At 62.2% G+C, this 19,857-nt stretch carries 23 protein-coding genes and 1 pseudogene; 18 read left to right on the top strand and 6 right to left on the bottom strand.

Annotated elements, in window-relative coordinates; translation table 11 throughout:
• Positions 1-8: 8 nt before the first annotated feature.
• From H5P29_RS20090 to H5P29_RS20080, 3 genes are all read left to right on the top strand, one after another.
• Positions 9-446 carry a DUF1489 family protein gene (locus tag H5P29_RS20090; protein ID WP_154386046.1) on the top strand — a complete coding sequence of 146 codons (438 nt, stop codon included), beginning with the start codon at positions 9-11 and terminating at the stop codon, positions 444-446.
• A gap of 153 nt (positions 447-599) precedes the next feature.
• Entirely contained in the window at positions 600-1,244 is a 645-nt protein-coding gene (locus H5P29_RS20085; RefSeq protein WP_371818575.1) for a VWA domain-containing protein, read from the top strand.
• Positions 1,241-1,936, top strand: a complete 696-nt coding sequence (locus tag H5P29_RS20080; protein ID WP_067962454.1) for a DnaJ domain-containing protein — start codon at positions 1,241-1,243, stop codon at positions 1,934-1,936. Before H5P29_RS20085 ends, H5P29_RS20080 begins: the two co-directional genes overlap by 4 nt.
• Positions 1,937-1,977: 41 nt before the next feature.
• On the opposite strand, the gene H5P29_RS20075 is transcribed toward H5P29_RS20080, so the two are convergent.
• A complete protein-coding gene (locus tag H5P29_RS20075; protein WP_185910140.1) occupies positions 1,978-3,474 on the bottom strand; it encodes a D-alanyl-D-alanine carboxypeptidase in 1,497 nt (498 codons plus the stop codon).
• 272 nt (positions 3,475-3,746) lie between these two features.
• On the opposite strand from H5P29_RS20075, the gene H5P29_RS20070 reads away from it, so the two are divergent.
• The 3 genes from H5P29_RS20070 (at position 3,747) to clpA (ending at position 7,159) form a co-directional block, all read left to right on the top strand.
• Positions 3,747-4,076: a phasin family protein gene (locus H5P29_RS20070; protein WP_067962446.1), complete on the top strand. Its 330-nt coding sequence runs from the start codon at positions 3,747-3,749 to the stop codon at positions 4,074-4,076.
• Between the two features lie 273 nt (positions 4,077-4,349).
• Complete coding sequence (clpS, locus tag H5P29_RS20065) at positions 4,350-4,679, top strand: ATP-dependent Clp protease adapter ClpS (RefSeq protein ID WP_067966623.1); 330 nt, start codon at positions 4,350-4,352, stop codon at positions 4,677-4,679.
• An 8-nt stretch (positions 4,680-4,687) separates the two neighbouring features.
• Positions 4,688-7,159: an ATP-dependent Clp protease ATP-binding subunit ClpA gene (clpA, locus tag H5P29_RS20060; RefSeq protein WP_067962443.1), complete on the top strand. Its 2,472-nt coding sequence runs from the start codon at positions 4,688-4,690 to the stop codon at positions 7,157-7,159.
• Between the two features lie 70 nt (positions 7,160-7,229).
• On the opposite strand, the gene H5P29_RS20055 is transcribed toward clpA, so the two are convergent.
• Positions 7,230-8,480: a diguanylate cyclase gene (locus H5P29_RS20055; protein WP_154386044.1), complete on the bottom strand. Its 1,251-nt coding sequence runs from the start codon at positions 8,478-8,480 to the stop codon at positions 7,230-7,232.
• 193 nt (positions 8,481-8,673) lie between these two features.
• Here H5P29_RS20055 and H5P29_RS20050 point away from each other — a divergent pair, with 193 nt between their 5' ends.
• The 4 genes from H5P29_RS20050 to H5P29_RS20035 all read left to right on the top strand — a co-directional run bounded on the left by H5P29_RS20050 (position 8,674) and on the right by H5P29_RS20035 (position 10,837).
• Positions 8,674-9,420, top strand: a complete 747-nt coding sequence (locus H5P29_RS20050; protein ID WP_067962437.1) for an AzlC family ABC transporter permease — start codon at positions 8,674-8,676, stop codon at positions 9,418-9,420.
• Positions 9,417-9,764: an AzlD domain-containing protein gene (locus H5P29_RS20045; protein WP_067966621.1), complete on the top strand. Its 348-nt coding sequence runs from the start codon at positions 9,417-9,419 to the stop codon at positions 9,762-9,764. The genes H5P29_RS20050 and H5P29_RS20045 overlap by 4 nt, the downstream gene beginning before the upstream one ends.
• A 117-nt stretch (positions 9,765-9,881) precedes the next feature.
• The gene (locus H5P29_RS20040) at positions 9,882-10,199 is read left to right on the top strand and encodes a hypothetical protein (protein WP_154386043.1); all 318 of its coding nucleotides are present in this window, start codon (positions 9,882-9,884) and stop codon (positions 10,197-10,199) included.
• A complete protein-coding gene (locus tag H5P29_RS20035) occupies positions 10,190-10,837 on the top strand; it encodes a phosphatase PAP2 family protein (RefSeq protein WP_154386042.1) in 648 nt (215 codons plus the stop codon). The genes H5P29_RS20040 and H5P29_RS20035 overlap by 10 nt, the downstream gene beginning before the upstream one ends.
• A gap of 100 nt (positions 10,838-10,937) precedes the next feature.
• Here H5P29_RS20035 and H5P29_RS20030 read toward each other — a convergent pair whose 3' ends face one another.
• The gene (locus H5P29_RS20030) at positions 10,938-11,372 is read right to left on the bottom strand and encodes an HIT family protein (RefSeq protein ID WP_154386041.1); all 435 of its coding nucleotides are present in this window, start codon (positions 11,370-11,372) and stop codon (positions 10,938-10,940) included.
• Positions 11,373-11,460: 88 nt separating this feature from the next.
• Here H5P29_RS20030 and H5P29_RS20025 point away from each other — a divergent pair, with 88 nt between their 5' ends.
• Positions 11,461-11,790 carry a multidrug efflux SMR transporter gene (locus tag H5P29_RS20025; protein WP_067966619.1) on the top strand — a complete coding sequence of 110 codons (330 nt, stop codon included), beginning with the start codon at positions 11,461-11,463 and terminating at the stop codon, positions 11,788-11,790.
• 3 nt (positions 11,791-11,793) lie between these two features.
• On the opposite strand, the gene H5P29_RS20020 is transcribed toward H5P29_RS20025, so the two are convergent.
• Genes H5P29_RS20020 through H5P29_RS20010 form a run of 3 tightly spaced genes read right to left on the bottom strand, consistent with a single transcriptional unit; the run spans position 11,794 to position 14,236 of the window.
• Positions 11,794-12,996: a GNAT family N-acetyltransferase gene (locus H5P29_RS20020; protein ID WP_067962422.1), complete on the bottom strand. Its 1,203-nt coding sequence runs from the start codon at positions 12,994-12,996 to the stop codon at positions 11,794-11,796.
• A gap of 38 nt (positions 12,997-13,034) precedes the next feature.
• Positions 13,035-13,763, bottom strand: coding sequence for a glycerophosphodiester phosphodiesterase (locus H5P29_RS20015; protein ID WP_067966615.1), 729 nt, complete (start codon positions 13,761-13,763; stop codon positions 13,035-13,037).
• 8 nt (positions 13,764-13,771) lie between these two features.
• Positions 13,772-14,236, bottom strand: a complete 465-nt coding sequence (locus tag H5P29_RS20010; RefSeq protein ID WP_067962419.1) for a RidA family protein — start codon at positions 14,234-14,236, stop codon at positions 13,772-13,774.
• A gap of 143 nt (positions 14,237-14,379) precedes the next feature.
• Here H5P29_RS20010 and H5P29_RS20005 point away from each other — a divergent pair, with 143 nt between their 5' ends.
• The 7 genes and pseudogenes from H5P29_RS20005 (at position 14,380) to H5P29_RS19975 (ending at position 19,854) form a co-directional block, all read left to right on the top strand.
• Entirely contained in the window at positions 14,380-15,207 is an 828-nt protein-coding gene (locus H5P29_RS20005; protein WP_067962414.1) for a cell envelope integrity EipB family protein, read from the top strand.
• A gap of 9 nt (positions 15,208-15,216) precedes the next feature.
• Positions 15,217-15,489: pseudogene (locus H5P29_RS20000) on the top strand (DUF4031 domain-containing protein); the annotation flags it as partial.
• 363 nt (positions 15,490-15,852) lie between these two features.
• Complete coding sequence (gene rpsB, locus H5P29_RS19995; RefSeq protein WP_067962398.1) at positions 15,853-16,635, top strand: 30S ribosomal protein S2; 783 nt, start codon at positions 15,853-15,855, stop codon at positions 16,633-16,635.
• A gap of 118 nt (positions 16,636-16,753) precedes the next feature.
• The gene (tsf, locus tag H5P29_RS19990) at positions 16,754-17,674 is read left to right on the top strand and encodes a translation elongation factor Ts (RefSeq protein ID WP_154386040.1); all 921 of its coding nucleotides are present in this window, start codon (positions 16,754-16,756) and stop codon (positions 17,672-17,674) included.
• Between the two features lie 107 nt (positions 17,675-17,781).
• The gene (gene pyrH, locus H5P29_RS19985) at positions 17,782-18,504 is read left to right on the top strand and encodes a UMP kinase (RefSeq protein ID WP_067962395.1); all 723 of its coding nucleotides are present in this window, start codon (positions 17,782-17,784) and stop codon (positions 18,502-18,504) included.
• A gap of 43 nt (positions 18,505-18,547) precedes the next feature.
• Positions 18,548-19,102 (top strand): ribosome recycling factor, encoded by a 555-nt coding sequence (frr, locus tag H5P29_RS19980; protein ID WP_067962393.1) that lies wholly within the window; start codon positions 18,548-18,550, stop codon positions 19,100-19,102.
• Between the two features lie 32 nt (positions 19,103-19,134).
• Positions 19,135-19,854 (top strand): isoprenyl transferase, encoded by a 720-nt coding sequence (locus H5P29_RS19975; protein ID WP_083948597.1) that lies wholly within the window; start codon positions 19,135-19,137, stop codon positions 19,852-19,854.
• The last annotated feature ends 3 nt before the right edge of the window (positions 19,855-19,857 follow it).

The raw sequence follows: 19,857 nt of genomic DNA, 5'->3' as shown, positions 1-19,857 counted from the left end.
TTCAGCCCATGTCACTGAACATGCTAAAGCTCTGCGTCGGCTGCGACAGCGTCGAGGATCTCGAGGAATGGATCGCCTTCCGCTTGGACGAGCGCAGGCGCAATGGCGAGCCTGTGGAGCAGTTCCACACCACGCGCATGGTGCCGACCCGCGGTGCCGAACTGACGTCGGGTGGCTCGCTCTACTGGGTTATCAAGGGCAACGTTCAGTGCCGCCAGCGCTTGCTGGAAATCCGGCCCTTCACCGATGCAGAAGGCATTGGCCGTTGCCATCTCATTCTCGAGCCGACCGTTGTGCGCACCGACTGGCAGCCGCGCCGCGCCTTCCAGGGCTGGCGCTACCTCAAGCCGGTAGATGCGCCGGCCGATCTCGGCCAGGGCAATGCAGCGCTGGCCGAAATGCCGCCAAAGCTGCGGCTCGAACTTGCCGAACTCGGGCTACTCTAGCTCGGGTGCCGAAGCCCGCAACGACGGGCTTGCAAGCTATCGCGCGCCGCCACATCTTCTTTGGTGATGAGCGACCAAAGCAAACCTCCGGCTACGTCAGCCAATCACCCGCCGGTCGAGCGCCGTTCGGATTCCGCGGCGATAGACGCATTCGTGCGCCAGGCTCGCGCGCTGGCCACCGGCAAGGCCAATGGTCGACTGGTGCTGGCGCTCGACGCCACGATGAGCCGGCAGCCGACCTGGGATCTCGCCTGTGAATTGCAGGGCCAGATGTTCGACGCCGTCGGCAACACCGGCAGGTTGAACGTGCAGCTTGTCTATTTCCGCGGGCTTGGCGAATGCCGGGCGTCCAAATTTGTTGCCGAGACGGCGTCACTCAAGCAGCTGATGACGTCCATCCAGTGCCGCAGCGGTCAGACGCAGGTCGGCAAGGTGCTGGCGCATGCGCTCAAGGAGACGTCGTCCGCCAAGGTCGATGCGCTGGTCTACATCGGCGATGCGATGGAAGAGAACATCGACGAACTGGCCGAAAAGGCCGGCAAACTTGGCTTGTTAGGCGTTCCGGCCTTCGTCTTCCAGGAAGGCCATGACGCAGACGCCGAGCGCGCCTTCAAGGAGATCGCGCGGCTCAGCAAGGGCGCCTGGTTCCGCTTTGACCGCAAGGCCGCGGCGACCTTGTCGAAGCTTTTGTCCGCGGTCGCCGTCTTTGCCACGGGCGGCATCAAGGCGCTGGAGGCGAGGGGCCGTCCCGAGGACATTCTGATGATCGAGCATTTGAGGAGCGGCAAGGCGCCATGACAGTTCTCGCCGTCCTCGCCGCTGTCCTGGTATTTTCGACGCTGGCCGTCACCATCTTCTTGCGCGCAGATGCGACCCAGCTCGCCAGGGCGCTGAAGATGGCAGGGCCATTGGCGCTGGGGCTGGTTGGCGTGGTTCTGTTGCTGTTGGGTCGGGCAGCCGTCGGCGGCGGCCTGATCTCCGCGGCCCTGGCCTGGTATGCGGCCGGAAGGAGGGGGGCTTCTACCAGTCGTACGCCGGGGCGGCGTTCGACCGTAAGGACCGCAGCGCTCGAAATGGAGCTTGATCACGACACAGGTGGCCTGCAGGGGTTCGTCCTGGCCGGCCACCAGGAAGGCAAGTCACTCGCCTCACTCGGCCTTACTGAACTCAAGGCACTCTACAAGGAGCTGTCCGGCGATCCGGAAAGCCTACAGCTACTTGAGACCTATCTTGACGGCCGCTTTCCCGTTTGGCGAGAAGACGCGCAACCTGACCGAGACGACGGGCAGCGTGTTGCGCCAAGTTCTGGCGCCATGACTAAGGAGGAGGCCTACAAGGTCCTTGGTCTTGAAGCGGGGGCCGCCGCGGCGGATGTCCGCAAGGCGCATCGACGACTGATTCAGCGCCTGCATCCCGATCTCGGAGGCTCGTCTTTCCTCGCGGCGAGGATCAACGAAGCCAAGGACGTCCTTCTCTCCGATCATCACTAGACTCTCCTTCGACACAGAACTTTCCAGGAGGTTGGGGGCGCCTACTGCGCGATGGCGTAGCAGGCGATCTTCTTCTTCTTCAGTGCGTTGCAGGCATTCCAGGCGGAGTCCTTGGATTCAAAGCCGGCAAAGCGGGCACGGAAGTAGGTCACGCCGCCCTTTTCGAAGGGCACGGTGAAGGGCGAAGCCTTGGCAAGTGCTGCTCCAGCCTGCTTTGCCGTCTTGTCGAGGATGGCACGCGCCTCGCCGTCGCTCGGCGACGACGCGACCTGGATCGCCCAGCCCGATGGGACTGACGCGGTTTTCATCTGGTCGAGGGCCTGGACGGCCGGAGCGCGCTCTTCTGCGTAGGCCTGCTCGACGCCCTCAGCGGGAGCGCGATCCTTGGCCTTGCGGATCTGGAACGGAATCTTGCCGCCGAAACGTTCGGTCGAAGCCATGGCGATCTTCGGCTCGCTGGTGCGTGCGATGACCGGCTTCGGAGCGGGCACGGCAGCAGCCACGACAACTTCGTCGCTCTCGACGGCCTCATCGGCGGAAGCGTCGGCGACGACGATCTCCTCGGCTTCCGGGCGCATGTCGGGCGTCGGCGCATTGCGCTTGGGCAGCTGAGCCTTGGCGACCGCGACGGCCGGCATCGGCGTATCGGTCTTGGCGATCAGGTCGCCACCGCCGCGCTTCGAGGCCTGCGGCATGTAGGTCTTGATCAGTTCAGCCATCTTGTTGTCACGGCTGGCGCCGCTGGTGCCGCCGAGAACCACGGCGACGATGCGGCGGTTGCCGTCCTGCACCGACGAGACCAGGTTGAAGCCCGAGGCGCGGGTGTAGCCGGTCTTGATGCCGTCGACGCCCTTGATGCGGCCGAGCAGGCGATTGTGATTGGCAATGCGCTGGCGGCCGAAAGCAAACGAGCGCGTCGAGAAATAGCTGTAATACTGCGGAAAATGCTCACGTAGCGCGATGCCGAGCTTGGCCATGTCGCGCGCGGTGGTGAACTGGGCGGTGTTGGGCAGGCCGTTGGCATTGCGGAACACGGTGCCCTTCATGCCTAGGCTGCGTGCCTTGGCGGTCATCATGCGGGCGAAGTTTTCTTCCGAGCCGCCGATCATTTCGCCGAGCGCGGTGGAGGCATCGTTGGCCGAGCGCGTGATGAGCGAGAGAATCGCTGCTTCGACGCTGATCGAACCGCCTGCCTTGACGCCGATCTTGGTCGGCGGCTCGGCGGCTGCGTTCTTGGAAAACACGACCTTGGAATCTTTCTGGATTCGACCCTTCGAAAGCGCCTCGAAGGTCAGATAGAGCGTCATCATCTTGGTCAGCGACGCCGGATAGCGCCGGGAATCGGCACTCGAGGAGTGAAGGGTTTCACCGGTGTTCGCATCGACGACGATCGCTGCGTAGCGACTGTCCCTGGTCGCCTTGGCTGCAGAAACAGGAGCCACCGACGCCATCCCTATGGCTGCGGCGAGGGTGAAAACCATGAACGATTTGATGGAGATGGCCGACTTGAGCACTTTACCCGGCAACGCTTGACGCACTGTTACACCCTTGAATTATTGTTGCATGTGGGGCGGCAAAGGTTCCTGCCCCGTATCGATGCACAGTAGGGTCACAGCGTTACCAATCCGTTTATGGTAACCGGCTCGTTCACACTTTTGCTTGGGCTTTAGTCTAACTTTACCGAACGGGATCGTCGCTTCGGGCGGTATGGAATGACGCGGGGTCAGTTGACATTTTGTGCGCTGCACAATATCTAGGCTGCATCGCACAATCACATAGCGCAGCGCGCGGAACCCGAAAGGATGCAGCGATGACCCAGACCTATGAAGATTTCAGCAAATACGGCAAGGACTTCGTCGACACCGGCCTGAAGAGCTTCGCTTCGCTCTCCAAGGGCGCGCAGGCGATCGCCACCGAGACGACCGACTACACCAAGAAGAGCTTCGAGGCAGGTGCTGCCACCTTCGAGAAGCTGCTCGGCGTCAAGTCGCTCGAGAAGGCCGTCGAAATCCAGACCGACTATGCCAAGCAGGCTTATGAAGGTTTTGTCGCCGAGGCGACCAAGCTCGGCGAACTTTATGCCGAACTCGCCAAGGATGCCTACAAGCCGTTTGAGTCGCTCGTCGCCAAGGCGAAGTGATCGACTGATCCCCGATTTCAGGGGGCTGGATCGAAAGATCCGGCAGATACGACCCGGTTGCGCCCGCGCAGCCGGGTTTTTTGTTTTTCTTTTGCACAAGTGCTTCACGTTTATGGCAATTCGGGCCATGCCGCCCCCGTCACCATATTGTCAGCACGTCAGAAGGGCTTAAAATCCCCCTAATGACACCTACATGACGAAGTGTCGGAATTGATGAAGGGCAGGACCAGATTGACGACCGGCTTGGAAGCCACGAACTTCGACGTGGCGCGGATGCAGAGCGGTGACGAGGGAGGCAACGGCCCAGGCCGCGGCACCGCAGTCATTACCCGTACGAAGACCAAGACCAAGCGGCCGAGCCTCTACCGGGTGCTCATCCTCAACGACGACTACACCCCGATGGAGTTCGTCGTGCATGTGCTCGAACGCTTCTTCCAGAAGGACAGGGAGGCCGCTACCCGCATCATGCTGCATGTCCACAACCATGGCGTCGGCGAATGCGGGATCTACACGTTCGAAGTGGCCGAGACAAAGGTGTCCCAGGTCATGGATTTCGCCAGACAAAATCAGCATCCGCTGCAATGCGTGATGGAGAAGAAGTGAGGTATTGAATGCCGGCTTTCTCCCAGGGCCTCGAAAAAGCGCTGCATCAGGCGTTGACGCTCGCCAACGAGCGTCACCATGAATATGCGACGCTCGAACATCTGCTGCTCGCTCTCATCGACGACAATGAGGCAGCAGCGGTCATGCGCGCCTGCAACGTCGATCTCGACGAACTCAAGCAGACAGTGCTGACCTATATCGACACCGAGCTCGACAATCTCGTCACCGGCTATGACGAGGATTCGAAGCCGACCGCCGGTTTCCAGCGCGTCATCCAGCGCGCCGTCATCCACGTCCAGTCGTCCGGCCGCGAGGAAGTGTCCGGCGCCAACGTGCTCGTTGCGATCTTCGCCGAGCGCGAGAGCCATGCCGCCTATTTCCTGCAGGAACAGCAGATGACCCGCTACGACGCGGTCAACTACATCTCGCACGGCATCGCCAAGCGTCCCGGCGCCACCGAAACGCGCAGCCCGCGCGGCGCCGATGAGGAGCAGGGCAGCTCGAACAATGAGGCAAACGAAGAGACAGGCAAGGGCAAGAAGCAGCAGGATGCGCTGACGGCCTATTGCGTCAATCTCAACGTCAAGGCGCGGGCCGGCAAGATCGATCCGCTGATCGGCCGCGAGTCCGAGATCAACCGCACCATCCAGGTGCTGTGCCGCCGCTCCAAGAACAACCCGCTCTACGTCGGCGACCCCGGCGTGGGTAAGACTGCGATCGCCGAGGGCCTCGCCAAGCGCATCGTCGAGGGCGATGTTCCCGAAGTGCTCGAGGATGCCACCATCTTCGCGCTCGACATGGGCACGCTGCTTGCCGGCACGCGCTATCGCGGCGATTTCGAGGAACGGCTGAAGCAGGTGGTCAAGGAGCTCGAGGAGTATCCGGGCGCTGTGCTGTTCATCGACGAGATCCACACCGTCATCGGTGCGGGTGCGACATCGGGCGGCGCGATGGATGCCTCCAACCTGCTCAAGCCGGCGCTGTCGTCGGGTGCCATCCGCTGCATCGGCTCGACCACCTACAAGGAGTTCCGCCAGTTCTTCGAGAAGGACAGGGCGCTTGTCCGTCGTTTCCAGAAAATCGACGTCAACGAGCCGACCGTCGACGACGCCATCGAGATCATGAAGGGCCTCAAGCCCTATTATGAGGACTTCCACAAGGTGAAGTTCACCAACGAGGCGATCAAGGCGGCCGTCGAGCTTTCGGCACGCTACATCAACGACCGCAAGCTGCCCGACAAGGCGATCGACGTGATCGACGAGACGGGCGCGTCGCAGATGCTTTTGCCGGAAGGCAAGCGCAAGAAGACGATCGGCATCAAGGAGATCGAGGCGACGATCGCCACGATGGCGCGTATTCCGCCGAAGACCGTCTCGGCCGACGACGAAAAGGTGCTGGCCGGCCTCGAGGTCGAGCTGCAGCGCGTCGTCTATGGTCAGGACACGGCGATCACCGCGCTTACCTCGGCCATCAAGCTGGCACGTGCCGGCCTGCGCGAACCGGAGAAGCCGATCGGCTCCTACCTGTTCTCGGGCCCGACCGGTGTCGGCAAGACCGAAGTGGCAAAGCAACTCGCTCTGTCGCTCGGCGTCGAGCTGATCCGCTTCGACATGTCGGAGTATATGGAGCGCCATACCGTCAGCCGCCTGATCGGCGCGCCGCCCGGCTATGTCGGCTTCGACCAGGGTGGTCTTCTGACCGACGGCGTCGACCAGCATCCGCATTGCGTGTTGCTGCTCGACGAAGTGGAAAAGGCCCATCCCGATCTGTTCAACATCCTGTTGCAGGTCATGGACCACGGCAAGCTGACCGACCACAACGGCAAGCAGATCGACTTCCGCAATGTCATCCTGATCATGACCACCAATGCGGGCGCGTCCGACGCGCAGCGCGCGGCGATCGGTTTCGGGTCGACAAAACGCGAAGGCGACGATGTCGAGGCGATCAACAGGCTGTTCACGCCCGAGTTCCGCAACCGCCTCGATGCCATCATCCCGTTCGGCTCGCTGCCGGTGCCGGTGGTGCATCAGGTCGTACAGAAGTTCGTCATGCAGCTGGAAGCCCAGCTTTCCGAGCGGGGCGTCACCTTCGACCTGTCGCCGGATGCCATCGCCTGGCTGGCCGAGAAGGGCTACGACGAGCGCATGGGCGCGCGTCCGCTCGGCCGCGTCATCCAGGAGCACATCAAGAAGCCGCTGGCCGACGAGGTGCTGTTCGGCAAGCTCAAGAAGGGCGGCACGGTGCGTGTCACCGTCGAGAAGAAGGAAACCGGCGAATCCGGCCTGAAACTCGAGACGGTTGCCGACGAAGTGCCGGTGAAGCCGAAGAAGGAAGATCCGGCCGATCGTCCGAAGCCCAAGAAAGCTGCTGCCAAGAAGCCGGTCGCCAAGAAGGTCGTGTCGGCGAAGCCGAAGTCCGAGCCGAAGGGCAAGGATGGCGGCAAGCGCAGCCTCGTTCCCCAATTGCCTCGAAAGGGCTGATTGGAAAAACAAGGAAGCCCCGGCAACGGGGCTTCCTTTTTGGCTGATCGAAACTGCCCGGCGGCTTGCTTCAGGCGATGACGGGGCTCTCGACGCGGTTCCGGCCGAGCCGTTTGGCACGATACAGCCAGGTGTCGGCATCCCTGATCATCTGCTCGACCGAAACTGGACCGCTTCTGGCGGTCGTCACCCCGATGCTGACGGTGGTGCTCAGGCCGGGCTCAGCCAGGGTCATGCTCGCTACCGCAGCGCGCAGGCGCTCGGCGAGGATCGTCGCGTCGCCGGCGTTCAAGTCCTGGCAGATGGCGACGAACTCTTCGCCACCATAACGGAACAGGCGGTCGCCGCTGCGCAAAGCGCCGTCCAGCGCGCGTGCAACATCCTTGAGCACCTTGTCACCGGTGACATGGCCATACTGGTCGTTGATGCTCTTGAAGTGGTCGATGTCGATCATCAGCATGCTCACCGGCTTGCGGTCGGCCAGTGGCCGGTCGATCAGCGACTGTGCCACCGCTTCGAAATGGCCACGGTCACTGGTGCCGGTCAGCGTGTCCTTGCCGGTCTTTTCCAGCAGGTCCTCGTAGCGATGGCGGAACGTCAGCCGGTCGAAGACCTTGAGCAGCGGCTCGGGGCCGGCCAGTGCCGGACGTGTCTCGACATATCTGAGGTAGATGACGAGCATTGCGCTGTAGAGGGCCGCTGCCGCCATCTTGGCGATCCAGCCGCCGTAAAGCGCGCTGATCGGCACACCCGACACGAGATGCAGGCCAAGGAAGAACATCAACTGGTCGAAGGTGAGGACCAGAGCGGCGCTGAGGAAAATGCGCTTGAACAGGGTGTTGGCGATGCGCTGTCCGAGCTTCTCGTAGATCAGGATCAAGGCGATGCTGTCGAGGAACAGCAGGGCCGTGCCCCAGACCATCAGTACGCCCATGTCGTCAAGGAACGTCAGGTCGGGTTGATAACCCGGCATTTCCGCGACATCGCCGTAGAGGCGCAGGATCAGGGCCAGCGCCACCATCAGGCAGTTGCCGATCAGAAGCCCGTAGATCGGCTGGCGCACTGTCTCGGCATCCTCCTTGATGTAGAGCAGAAGGAACATCAGCAGCTTGCCGGAAAACATCACCGTAGAGCCGGGGGATATCAGGCCAAAGGGCAGCTGAACGAAGAAGACGGCGGCAAGATAGGTCTCGAGGAAGTGCATGACCCCAAGCACGCAAACAAAGATTCCGATGCCGAATCTGTGCCGTGAATGGAAAACCGCGGCCATGGTCACGAAGTAGATCAGCGCTTGCAGGACCAGCAGCAATGCACCTGTCATGACCTGGCTGTTCCTCGCTTCCCACCCAAAGGCCTATCTACACATTCGCGGTAGGTAAACCGTTAATATGCCGTCTCTTTCGCTGGTTGGCGCGATATGGCGCGGTCGGATCGGTGGTCACGAGGTGCAGTTGATTGCGCCAGGCGGATCGAAGCGCTGACTTGGCAGGGAGGCCATGCTATGCGCGGTTTCAATGCCTGCTGACCACGCATCTCCAACGCCGAGCCTATCGACACGCCGCCTCTGGTATCTGCGCGGCGTTCGCGCTGCCTTCTCGATCCCCGGCCTGATCCTCGCCAGCGCCTTTATCGGCTTTGCCGGGCTTGCCAAAGAGGCCGGGCTGACGCTTGCGCAGACCGTCTTCATGGTCGGCATGGTCTGGGCTCTTCCGGCCAAGGTGGTGCTGATCGGTGCCATTCTGTCAGGCGCTTCGCTGCCGGCGGCGGCCTTTGCGGTGGCGTTGTCATCGATACGTCTGACCCCGATGGTGGTGGCATTGGTGCCGGAGCTGCGTGGGCCGAGGACGCCGCGCTGGGTGCTCTATGTCCTGTCGCACTTCGTCGCCGTCACCTCCTGGGTACTGGCGATGGAGCGGCTGCGCGGCATCCCGCGGGAGCTTCGCACCACCTACTATGCCGGGCTCGGCTCGACGCTCGTGCTGTTCAACATGGTGGTCACGGCCATCGTCTATCTCGTCGCCGACAGCCTGCCGCCTATCGTCTCGGCGGCATTGTTCCTGCTCACGCCGATGTACTTCCTGACCTCGCTCTGGGGCTCGGCGCGCGAGCGGGCAGGGCACGTTGCCATGATCCTCGGCCTCATTCTCGGCCCGCTTCTCCACCTCGTCGTGCCCGGCTTCGACCTGCTCGGCGCCGGCTTGATCGGCGGCGGTATCGCATTTGCCTTCCACAAGCGGGCGTGGCGGAGGACATCGGCATGACCTTCGCCGCTTTCGACAACTGGTGGTGGCCGTTCCTGTTCATCCTCGTCGGCGGCTGGCTCGCCACTGACGCCTGGCGCTTCCTTGGCGTCTATCTCGGCGACCGCCTGTCGGAGGACTCGGACCTGCTTGTCCTGGTCCGCGCACTCGCCACCGCACTCGTCGCCGCGGTCATCGGCAATCTGATCGTCTTTCCCAGCGGAGCGCTTGTCGACACCGCGCTTGCCCTCCGCATCGGTGCCGCCTGCGCTGGGTTCGTTGCCTATATCTGCCTCGGGCGAAAAATTTTGGTCGGCATCGTTGCGGCCGAAGTGATCCTGCTGGTAGGGATGTGGACATCCTGAGCCGCTGGGACATTGCCCGCATTCCAGAGCCACAGCGCTGGTTCCGCTGTGTCTCGGTACATTCGCGACAGCTTAATTTCTGATGCCTAATATCCCCCAAGGGTTGGGGGATCCACAATGACTGAACTGGACGTGACGGCGCCTGAACTCAGGCAGCGGACTGATGCCCTGCTGTCCGTCAAAATGGCGCTCGTTGGTTTGCTGATTGCGATCGATGCGCAGTGGATAGGGGCGACGGACTTCGTTTTTGACCCTGTCAGCGCGGTCAAAGTAGTTGCCGTGGTATCCGGATTGGCGTCCATATCCTGGTTCTATGCCGTAATGCGCCCGGTCGAACGCTTCCAGGTCCTGTGTGCCGAAACAGCTGTGCTGTTAGCATTCTCTGCGGCCGCGGCCGTGCTCAGCGTTCTGGTGATTCCAACGACATGCCGCTGATCGACGACCGGTTGATCACATTCGACGCTGCGTTGGGTTTCGATTGGCGTGCCTATGTCGATTTCGTCAATGCGAGACCCTGGCTCGGCCAACCGTCGTCAATGGTCTTTGTCACATCACTGTCGCAGGTTGCATTGACAATACTTGCGACCAGTTTGCTGGGACGAACCCGGCGCGTTCAGCAGGTCGTGACTGCGGTTATGCTGGGTGCGCTGGTGTGCGTCTTGGTTTCAGCCCTCTTGTCGGCAGCCGGAGCTCTCGGGACCGTCCGTCCATCCGCCGACTTCATGGCTATGAACAAGCCAATCGTCGATCTCGCATACAAGCAGGCGTTTTTTGACATTCGCGCCGGCACATCACGCTTGATCTCACTTGACCACCCCCAAGGGCTCATTGCGTTCCCGTCCTATCACTGGACGCTGTCTGTGTTGACCGTGATTGCTTTCTGGAGGGTCAGGATCTGGTTCTGGCCTGTGTTGGCGCTGAACCTTGCCGTCATTTTGTCTTCCCCAGTTGACGGCGGCCATCATCTTGCCGACGCGTTGGCCGGCGTTCTTGTGGCGTTTTTGGCCTGGGGGATGGCTGAGAAGCTCTCAACGGTTGTTGAAGGCCGGCTGGCCGTGGAAGCCATCGCGTGATCTGGAGCAGGGGCTCTGAAGTAGCGGTTGAGACTACGGCGCATTCGACAGGCCGGCCGCCGAGGCAGCGCTCTCGCTGGCCTGAAACGCGCTGCGTCTGTCATGCTCCCGCCAGCGCAGCCCTGATCTTCTCTGCGTTTGCCGCCAGCACTTCAGGCTTTTCCATCACCGCCGCGTGACCCTTGGGTGCGACGCCTTCGAAGCGAGGCACGATGTGGACGTGGAGATGGAACACCGTCTGGCCGGCCGGAGCTTCGTTGAACTGCGAGATCACGATGCCGTCGGCGTCGAAAGCCTGCTGGGCGGCCCTTGCCACCTTCTGGACTGCTGCGAACAGCCGGCCGAATGTCTCGGGTTCGGCGTCGAGAAAGTTGCGCGACGGCGTCTTGGGCACCACGAGCGTATGCCCGGTGCTCTGCGGCATGACATCCATGAACGCCACCACGGCATCGTCTTCGTAGACACGATGCGAGGGGATCTCGCCGCGCAGGATCTTGGCGAAGATGTTGTTTGGATCGTAACCGGCGCTCGACATGGCCTATCCCGTTTGCTGCGATTTCGTGGTGGATGTTTCGGCGCTGGCAGGCGGAACGTCAAGCCGCGGAAGGCTGCAAGGAGCTGAGTTGAACTACATCTATCTGATCGTGGCGGTGGCCTTCGAGGTCGTTGCAACCTCCGCCCTCAAGGAAACCAACGGTTTCACGCGGCTGTGGCCATCCGTCGTAGCACTGGCCGGCTATGCCTGCGCCTTCTATTTCCTTTCCCTTGTGCTGCGCCAGGTGCCGGTCGGCATCGTCTATGCGATGTGGTGCGGTGCCGGTATCGTCTTCATCACGGCGATTGCCTGGATCTGGTTCCGCCAGACGCTCGACCTGCCGGCACTTCTCGGCATCGGGCTGATCATGGCGGGCGTCATCGTGATCAACCTCTTCTCGAAGTCGATAGCCCACTGAACCTCAGCCGCGCCGGAACGGCCCGTGATCATCGAGATACTCGCCGATCTGGGCGACCTCCCGGCGTTCGCGCTCGAGATATTCAGCGACGGCGCGGCGAAGGCCGGGGTGGACGATGTAATGCGCCGACTGCGTCGTGACGGGGCGATAGCCGCGCGCCAGCTTGTGTTCACCTTGGGCGCCGGCCTCGACGATGCGCAGCTTGCGTTCTATGGCGAAGTCGATGGCCTGGTGATAGCAGACCTCGAAATGCAGGAAGGGGTGGTCCTCGATACAGCCCCAGTTGCGGCCGTAGAGCGTGTCGGAGCCGATGAAGTTGATCGCGCCGGCGATGTAGCGGCCGCCGCGCCTGGCCATGACCAGCAGCACGTCGTCGGCCATGCGTTCGCCGATCAGCGAGAAGAATGTCCGGTTGAGGTAAGGCCGACCCCATTTGCGGCCGCCGGTGTCCATGTAGAAGGCGAAGAAGTCGTCCCAGTGCGCTTCGGTGATGTCCTTGCCGGTCAGTCGTTCGATCGAAATGCCTTCGGTCAGCGCCTCGCGCCGCTCCTTCTTCAGCGCCTTGCGCTTGCGCGAGGCCAGCGTGGCGAGAAAGTCGTCATAGGTGCCGAAGCCTTCGTTGAAGAAATGGAACTGCTGGTCGGTGCGGCGAAGGAAGCCGGTGTCGGCGAGGATGTCGACTTCGTCCGGCTCGGCGAAGGTGACATGTGCCGACGACACCCCGACGCCCTCGGCGACACTGCGCAGCGCCGTTGCCAGCGCCGCCTTGGTTACGGTTGCCGTGTTGCCGGGAACAGCCAGAAGGCGAGGGCCGGTCGCCGGCGTGAACGGTATCGAAGCCTGGAGCTTGGGATAATATCGCCCGCCTGCGCGCTCGAAAGCGTCGGCCCAGCCATGGTCGAAGACATATTCGCCCTGGCTGTGTGATTTGGCGTAGCAGGCAAGGGCACCGAGAAAGCTGCCGTCGGCCTTTTCCAGCCGGAGATGGTGGCCTTGCCAACCGGTCTTGCGTACGGCGCAGCCGGATTCCTCGAGGATGCTCAGAAAATCAAATGAAACAAACGGGTTATAGGCCGATCCTGAAGCCTTTGACGTGCCTGAGAGGCTGTTCCAGTCGTCGCGTCCGAATTCGCTGATGCTTGAGACGACGCGGACGGCGTAGCCGCCATCCGCATTCGTCGCCCCGACATCGCTCGCATTGCTCATGCGTAGTTACTTACGCTCGATAACAGCCGTTGCAAGGGTCAGGCCACCGCCAGCGCATCCGGATCAAAACCCTCGAAGGTCATCTGGTCGGCCTGCGCGAAGGTCGTCCGCACGGCGTCTTCGTCGCGCACTGTCCAGGTGATGACCGGCATGGCGAGCTTGTCGCGCACAAAGCTGACGAACCTGTTCGGCAGGTGCGTCACGGAGTAGGAAACAAACGAAATGCCGTGTGCCAGCATCGAAAAATGTGCTTCGAGCTCGTGATCCAGATCGCCCCAGGCGGTCAGTCCGGCCGGAATGCCCGGCGCGTGACGGGAGAAGTCGCGGATCAGCCAATGATCGAAGGACATGATCGCGGCCTTGCCCTTGTAGTTGCGCAAGGCCGCCGCCACGCGTTCGACGAGTTCGCCGTCATGCCCGGGAATGCCCTTGAGTTCGATGACCAGGGGTACGCGCCCGTCGACCAGTTTGAGCATTTCGGCAAGCGTCGGCACATGATCGGCGGTGCCGCCGACGCGAAGTGCCGCAAGCTCGCGTGTCGTACGTTGCCAGATGAAGCCATCCGTACCCGTCAGCCGGTTGAGCACGTCGTCATGAAACACGGCAACGTCGCCGTTGGCGGTCAGATGGACATCGCACTCGATGGCAAAGCCGCGCGCCGCTGCGCGCTCAAAGGCGGACAGCGTGTTTTCCCAGCAGGTCTTGTTGAGGTCGTGCAGGCCGCGATGAGCAATCGGGCGGGCGGTCAGCCAGGATAGGTCGGTCATGAGGCCGCTCATTCGTGCTCGATGATGGCTTCGATCTCGACGGCGGCATTCAGCGGCAGCGAGGCGACGCCGACGGCCGAACGCGCATGCTTGCCGCGGTCGCCAAGTGCCGCGACCAGGAAGTCGGACGCACCATTGGCGACGAGATGCTGCTCGGTGAAGTCGGAGGACGAAGCGACAAAGACGCTGATCTTGACAATGCGACGGATCTTTTCGAGATCGCCAAGAGCTGCCTTTGCCTGGGCGAGGATGTTAACGGCGCACTGCTTGGCCGCCTCCTTGCCGCCTGCAACGTCGACATCGCGGCCAAGCAGGCCGGTGACGGTGAGCTTGCCGTCCTTGAGCGGCAGCTGACCGGCGGTGAAGACGAGATTGCCCGAGCCCATGAAGGGCACGTAGTTGGCGGCGGGGGCTGCGGCTTCGGGCAAGGTGATGCCAAGATCGCTTAGCCGCTTTTCGATTGTTTCGCCCATCGTCTTTCCTTATCTCTGAGTCTCGTGTGGCGGGTGAGGCTGCGCCGAAACTGCTATGTTTGCCTCGCTTCCGCCACGACTTTTTTTAAGGTGGACCATCATTCAAGGCGGCTTGTCATGGCCGCGCCGATCGGAGCCAGTGTATGCGCGCAAAGCGCCTTGTTCTTCTTGCCACCCTGTCCACCTCGCTGCTGTCCCTGACGCCAGCTCTTGCGGCTCCCGTGCTTGCGCCCCATCGCGCCGTCTATGATCTGGTGCTCGACCAGGCCTCCGACCGGTCAGGGATAACAGGCCTTTCCGGGCGCATGGTCTATGAGTTCAATGGCTCCGCTTGCGAAGGCTACACGGTCAAGTTCCGCTTCGTGACCCAGATCGCGACCAGCGAGAACACGCGGCTGACCGATCAGCAGACGACCACCTTCGAGGACGGCGAGGGCAAGACCTTCTCGTTCGTCACCAAATCCTTCGTCGATCAGAACCTCGACCGCGAGGTCAAGGGCACGGCGACGCGCGAAGCCAACGGGCTCAAGGTCGCTTTGGAAAAACCGTCGGCGGGTTCCGTCGACCTCGCGAAGACGCAGTTCCCGACCCAGCATCTCGTCGAGCTGATCGACAAGGCCGAGAAGGGCGAGACCTTTTATGAAACGAGCCTGTTCGACGGCTCCGAGGACGCCGACAAGGTGATGACCACCACCGTCATCGTCGGCAAGAAGAGCGAGGCGCCGGAGGCCGATCCGGAGCGCCCTGCGCTTGCGGCACTCGCCAAGGACAAGTTCTGGCCGGTCGACATCGCCTATTTCGACGAAAGCAAGGGCGGCGGTGAGGAAGTGCCGGAGTATCGCATCAGCTTCAAGCTGCATGAGAACGGCCTGACGCGCGACTTGGTGATGGATTACGGCGATTTCTCGATGACCGGCAAGCTGGTCAATCTATCGTTGTTTCCTGTGCCGCAAGGCGACTGCAAGCATTAGGCCGCTGTCGTGGCGGTCTATGTCGACGCGGCAATCTGGAAGTGGGTGGGCCATCGCTGGTGCCACCTGCTCGCCGACGACACCGACGAGTTGCATCGTTTCGCCGCCCAGCTCGGCCTGAAGCGTTCGTCCTATCAGGGCCCGCCTAAGACCTCGGCGCCGCATTACGACATTACAGGCTTCGAGCGTGATCGTGCCGTGCGTCTTGGCGCGATCGAATGCAGCCGCGACGAGATCGTGGCGGTGTTTCGCCGCGTGCGCGTGCGCAACTTCAAGCGCCGCGAACCCAAGGTGGTGCAGGAACCGGTGGAACAGGAGCCCGGCATGTCGCGCTGGGCGGCCGGCAGCTGATCTTCTGTTCCGAAGGGAATCGCTGCCAAGGAATCCTCTGCCTGACCAGTGGCGATCGTGCGCTTCGGGAGGCTTTGGTTGAGGCCCACAAGCACGGAAAGCCTCGATTTCCCGGGCAATCGGGCCGGTCCCGGGGTTGCGCTCACCAGCCAATACGTCTATATGCCGCCGCATTCCACACACGGACTTCGGTTTCTGTCCGGGAGAAATCCGGCTGAGACCCCCCGGTGGCGTTTCGAGCATCCAGCGAAAAGCGTCATTGTCCGTGGAGGCCAACCGGATAAGGAAATAACGATGGCACTGCCTGATTTCAGCATGCGCCAGCTTCTTGAAGCTGGTTCTCACTTCGGCCACCAGACCCACCGCTGGAACCCGAAGATGGCGCCCTACATCTATGGCGCCCGCAACAACATCCACATCATCGACCTGTCGCAGACTGTTCCGCTTCTGCACCAGGCTCTCAAGCAGGTTTCGGACGTCGTTTCGCGCGGCGGCCGCGTGCTGTTCGTCGGCACCAAGCGTCAGGCTTCGGACATCGTTGCTGACGCTGCTCAGCGTTCGGCCCAGTACTATGTCAACTCGCGTTGGCTCGGCGGCATGCTGACCAACTGGAAGACGATCTCGAACTCCATCCAGCGCCTGCGCAAGCTCGACGAGCTGCTCGCTGGCGAAGCCCACGGCTTCACCAAGAAGGAGCGCCTGAACCTTGAGCGCGAGCGCGAAAAGCTGGACAAGGCCCTCGGCGGCATCAAGGACATGGGCTCGACGCCAGACCTGATGTTCGTGATCGACACCAACAAGGAAGCCATCGCCATCCAGGAAGCCAAGCGTCTCGGCATTCCGGTTGTCGCGATCATCGATTCGAACTGCGATCCGGATAAGATCGATTTCCCGATCCCCGGCAACGACGACGCTGCCCGCGCCATCCAGCTCTACTGCGATCTGGTTGCCAAGGCTGCGATCGACGGTATCGCTCGCCAGCAAGGCGCGCTCGGTGTCGACATCGGCGCATCGGCCGAAGCCCCGGTTGAGCCTGCGCTCGACGAGACTCCGTCGACTGAAGCGCCCCAGGCGTAATCACGAAGGCCGGGAGACCGGCCTTCCTTTTCAGGATTGGGCGCAACCAGCGCCGGCGTTCGGCGCATCATCGAACCCTCGGTGGTGCGCTCGCGCATTTTGAAGCAAAGAGGCCACAATGAGCATTTCGGCAGCACAGGTTAAAGAACTCCGCGAACTCTCGGGCGCGGGTATGATGGATTGCAAGGCGGCTCTCACCGAGACCGGCGGCGACATGGAAGCCGCGGTCGACTGGCTGCGCAAGAAGGGTATCTCCAAGGCCGACAAGAAGGCCAGCCGTACCGCGGCCGAGGGCCTGGTCGGCGTCGATGCCGGCATGCGCGAAGCCGTCGTCGTCGAAGTCAACTCGGAGACCGACTTCGTTGCCCGCAACGCCGCCTTCCAGGAAATCGTCGCCAACGTGTCGAAGGTCGCTCTCGCTTATGGCGACACCGACGCTGTTGCCGCTGCGAAATATCCGGGTTCGGACAAGTCCGTTGCCGACACTATCAAGGACGCTGTCGGCACCATTGGCGAGAACATGAGCTTCCGCCGTTCGGTCAAGCTGTCGGTTTCTGAAGGCGTGGTTGCGACCTATGTCCACAACGCGGTTGCCGACAACCTCGGCAAGCTCGGCGTGCTGGTCGCTATCGAGACCGCCGGCAATCATGACGCGGCCCGCGCCTTCGCGCGTCAGGTCGCCATGCACGTTGCTGCGACCAACCCGCTGGCCCTGACGCCCGACGAAGTCGACGCTTCTGCCGTCGAGCGCGAAAAGTCGATCTTCGCCGATCAGGCCCGCCAGTCGGGCAAGCCGGAGAACATCATCGAGAAGATGGTCGAAGGCCGCATGCGCAAGTTCTACGAGGAAGTCGTGCTGTTGAAGCAGGCTTTCGTGCTCAACCCCGACCTGACGGTCGAGGCGGCACTGAAGGACGCTGAAAAGCAGATCGGCGCGCCGGCAAAGATCACCGGCTACGTTCGCTTCGCGCTCGGTGAAGGCATTGAGAAGGAAGAGAGCGACTTCGCCGCTGAGGTCGCTGCGGCCGTCAAGGGCTAAAAAGCAGCGCTGCATCAAGCGCTTCCTGAGGATAGCCGAAGGGCGCCGCGTGACATCGCGGCGCCCTTCGTGTATCGGAACCCAAATTCAACAGCCGCGAGGAACCCATGACCGACAAGCCGCTCTACCGGCGCGTACTGCTTAAGGCGTCGGGTGAAGCCCTGATGGGCGAGCAGCATTTCGGCATCGATGTTTCCGTTGTCGACCGTATTGCCAGCGACATCGCCGAGGCGAGGGCGCTCGGCGTCGAGGTCGGCGTAGTCATTGGCGGCGGCAACATCTTCCGCGGCGTGGCAGTGGCATCCAAGGGTGGCGATCGCGTCACTGGCGACCACATGGGCATGCTTGCCACCATCATCAATTCGCTGGCTCTGCGCACCTCGCTGCACAAGCTTGGCGTTGATGCCGTGGTGCTTTCGGCGATCGCCATGCCCGAACTGTGCGAGAGCTTCTCGCAGCGCCAGGCAACCGCTTACATGGATGCCGGCAAGGTCGTGATTTTTGCCGGTGGCACGGGCAACCCATTCTTCACCACCGATTCGGCAGCGGCCCTGCGTGCCGCCGAGATTGGCGCTGACGCGCTGTTCAAGGGCACCCAGGTCGATGGTGTCTATTCGGCCGATCCCAAGAAGGACCCAGCTGCGACGCGCTTCGAACGCATCACGCACGCCGAAGTCATCACAAAAGGCCTGTCCATCATGGATACGGCCGCGATTGCTCTTGCGCGCGAAAACAACATCCCGATAATCGTCTATTCGATCCATGAAAAAGGCGGGTTCGGCGAAATATTGAAAGGTGGCGGCCGCTGCACGATTGTTGCGGACGCCTGACGATTGGAACGATGGCCCCGAAATCGGGACCAAGGAGACTGCAATGAGCACGGATTACAGCGATCTTCAGCGCCGCATGGAAGGCGCCATCAACGCCTTCAAGCACGACCTCGCCTCGCTGCGCACGGGCCGTGCCTCGAGCAACCTGCTCGATCCGATCCACGTCCAGGCCTATGGCTCGTCGATGCCGCTCAACCAGGTGGCCACAGTGTCCGTGCCTGAGCCGCGCATGATCTCGGTCTCGGTCTGGGACAAGTCTATGGTCGGTGCTGTCGATCGCGCCATCCGCGAATCCAACCTTGGCTTCAACCCGATCGTCGACGGCACCAACCTGCGCATTCCGCTGCCGGAGCTCAACGAGCAGCGCCGCAAGGAACTGGTCAAGATCGCCCACACCTACGCCGAGAACGCCAAGGTCGCCACCCGCCATGTGCGCCGCGACGGCATGGACGCACTCAAGAAGGCCGAGAAGGATGGCGACATCAGCCAGGACGACCAGCGCGTCCAGTCCGACAAGGTCCAGAAGCTGACCGACGATACGATCAGCCAGATCGACAGCCTGCTCGCAGGCAAAGAAGCCGAGATCATGCAAGTCTGAGGCAGGCATACGGCCGGCCCGAAAGCGAACGGATGACTACGCCCGCGCATGTCGCGATTATCATGGACGGCAACGGTCGCTGGGCAAAAGCCCGCGGCCTGCCGCGCGTTGCGGGCCACCGGGCCGGAGTCGAGGCGTTGCGCCGCACCGTTCGTGCCGCTGCAGACCTCGGTATTTCCTGGCTGACCGTCTACGCCTTCTCCTCGGAGAACTGGTCGCGGCCCAAGTCCGAGGTCACCGACCTCATGGGGTTGCTCAAGATCTTCATTCGGCGCGATCTTGCCGAACTCCACAACAGCGGTGTACGCGTCCAGATCATCGGCGACAGGGCCACACTGCAGCCCGATATCCGCAGCCTGCTCGAGGAAGCCGAAACGCTGACATCGGGCAATGATGCGCTGACACTGGTCATCGCGTTCAACTATGGGGGGCGCGACGAGATCGCGCGCGCCGCGCGCCGGCTGGCGGAAGCGGTCAAGCGTGGCGACATTTCAAGCGAGCAGATCACGCCGGAGCTGTTTGCCGAGGAACTCGACACATCGGGCATTCCTGATCCCGATCTGGTCATTCGCACCAGCGGCGAAATCCGGCTCTCCAATTTCCTGCCCTGGCAGTCGGCCTACAGCGAGCTGATCTTCCAGCCTTGCTACTGGCCGGATTTCACCCGCGAGCATCTGTCGGAGGCCTTGCGCGAATATACCGGCCGCGAACGCCGTTTTGGCGGGCTTGCAGCGCGCGACGTCGCTTCGTGACCT

It is taken from the genome of Aminobacter sp. MDW-2, from assembly GCF_014250155.1.
Taxonomy (GTDB): domain Bacteria; phylum Pseudomonadota; class Alphaproteobacteria; order Rhizobiales; family Rhizobiaceae; genus Aminobacter; species Aminobacter ciceronei.
The sequence above is the reverse complement of the archived record's forward strand: the minus strand, read 5'-3'. Positions and strand labels throughout refer to the sequence as shown.

Bases quoted from the DNA above. Each gene is read 5' to 3' on its own strand.
- frr (WP_067962393.1), top strand. From the start codon at position 18,548: ATGAGCACGGATTACAGCGATCTTCAGCGCCGCATGGAAGGCGCCATC.
- H5P29_RS20035 (WP_154386042.1), top strand. From the start codon at position 10,190: ATGCCGCTGATCGACGACCGGTTGATCACATTCGACGCTGCGTTGGGT.
- H5P29_RS20005 (WP_067962414.1), top strand. From the start codon at position 14,380: ATGCGCGCAAAGCGCCTTGTTCTTCTTGCCACCCTGTCCACCTCGCTG.
- H5P29_RS20070 (WP_067962446.1), top strand. From the start codon at position 3,747: ATGACCCAGACCTATGAAGATTTCAGCAAATACGGCAAGGACTTCGTC.
- H5P29_RS20080 (WP_067962454.1), top strand. From the start codon at position 1,241: ATGACAGTTCTCGCCGTCCTCGCCGCTGTCCTGGTATTTTCGACGCTG.
- H5P29_RS19975 (WP_083948597.1), top strand. From the start codon at position 19,135: ATGACTACGCCCGCGCATGTCGCGATTATCATGGACGGCAACGGTCGC.
- H5P29_RS20010 (WP_067962419.1), bottom strand. From the start codon at position 14,236: ATGGGCGAAACAATCGAAAAGCGGCTAAGCGATCTTGGCATCACCTTG.
- H5P29_RS20045 (WP_067966621.1), top strand. From the start codon at position 9,417: ATGACCTTCGCCGCTTTCGACAACTGGTGGTGGCCGTTCCTGTTCATC.
- H5P29_RS20040 (WP_154386043.1), top strand. From the start codon at position 9,882: ATGACTGAACTGGACGTGACGGCGCCTGAACTCAGGCAGCGGACTGAT.
- H5P29_RS20015 (WP_067966615.1), bottom strand. From the start codon at position 13,763: ATGACCGACCTATCCTGGCTGACCGCCCGCCCGATTGCTCATCGCGGC.
- tsf (WP_154386040.1), top strand. From the start codon at position 16,754: ATGAGCATTTCGGCAGCACAGGTTAAAGAACTCCGCGAACTCTCGGGC.
- clpS (WP_067966623.1), top strand. From the start codon at position 4,350: ATGCAGAGCGGTGACGAGGGAGGCAACGGCCCAGGCCGCGGCACCGCA.
- H5P29_RS20055 (WP_154386044.1), bottom strand. From the start codon at position 8,480: ATGACAGGTGCATTGCTGCTGGTCCTGCAAGCGCTGATCTACTTCGTG.
- H5P29_RS20030 (WP_154386041.1), bottom strand. From the start codon at position 11,372: ATGTCGAGCGCCGGTTACGATCCAAACAACATCTTCGCCAAGATCCTG.
- rpsB (WP_067962398.1), top strand. From the start codon at position 15,853: ATGGCACTGCCTGATTTCAGCATGCGCCAGCTTCTTGAAGCTGGTTCT.
- H5P29_RS20020 (WP_067962422.1), bottom strand. From the start codon at position 12,996: ATGAGCAATGCGAGCGATGTCGGGGCGACGAATGCGGATGGCGGCTAC.
- H5P29_RS20050 (WP_067962437.1), top strand. From the start codon at position 8,674: ATGCCTGCTGACCACGCATCTCCAACGCCGAGCCTATCGACACGCCGC.
- pyrH (WP_067962395.1), top strand. From the start codon at position 17,782: ATGACCGACAAGCCGCTCTACCGGCGCGTACTGCTTAAGGCGTCGGGT.
- clpA (WP_067962443.1), top strand. From the start codon at position 4,688: ATGCCGGCTTTCTCCCAGGGCCTCGAAAAAGCGCTGCATCAGGCGTTG.
- H5P29_RS20090 (WP_154386046.1), top strand. From the start codon at position 9: ATGTCACTGAACATGCTAAAGCTCTGCGTCGGCTGCGACAGCGTCGAG.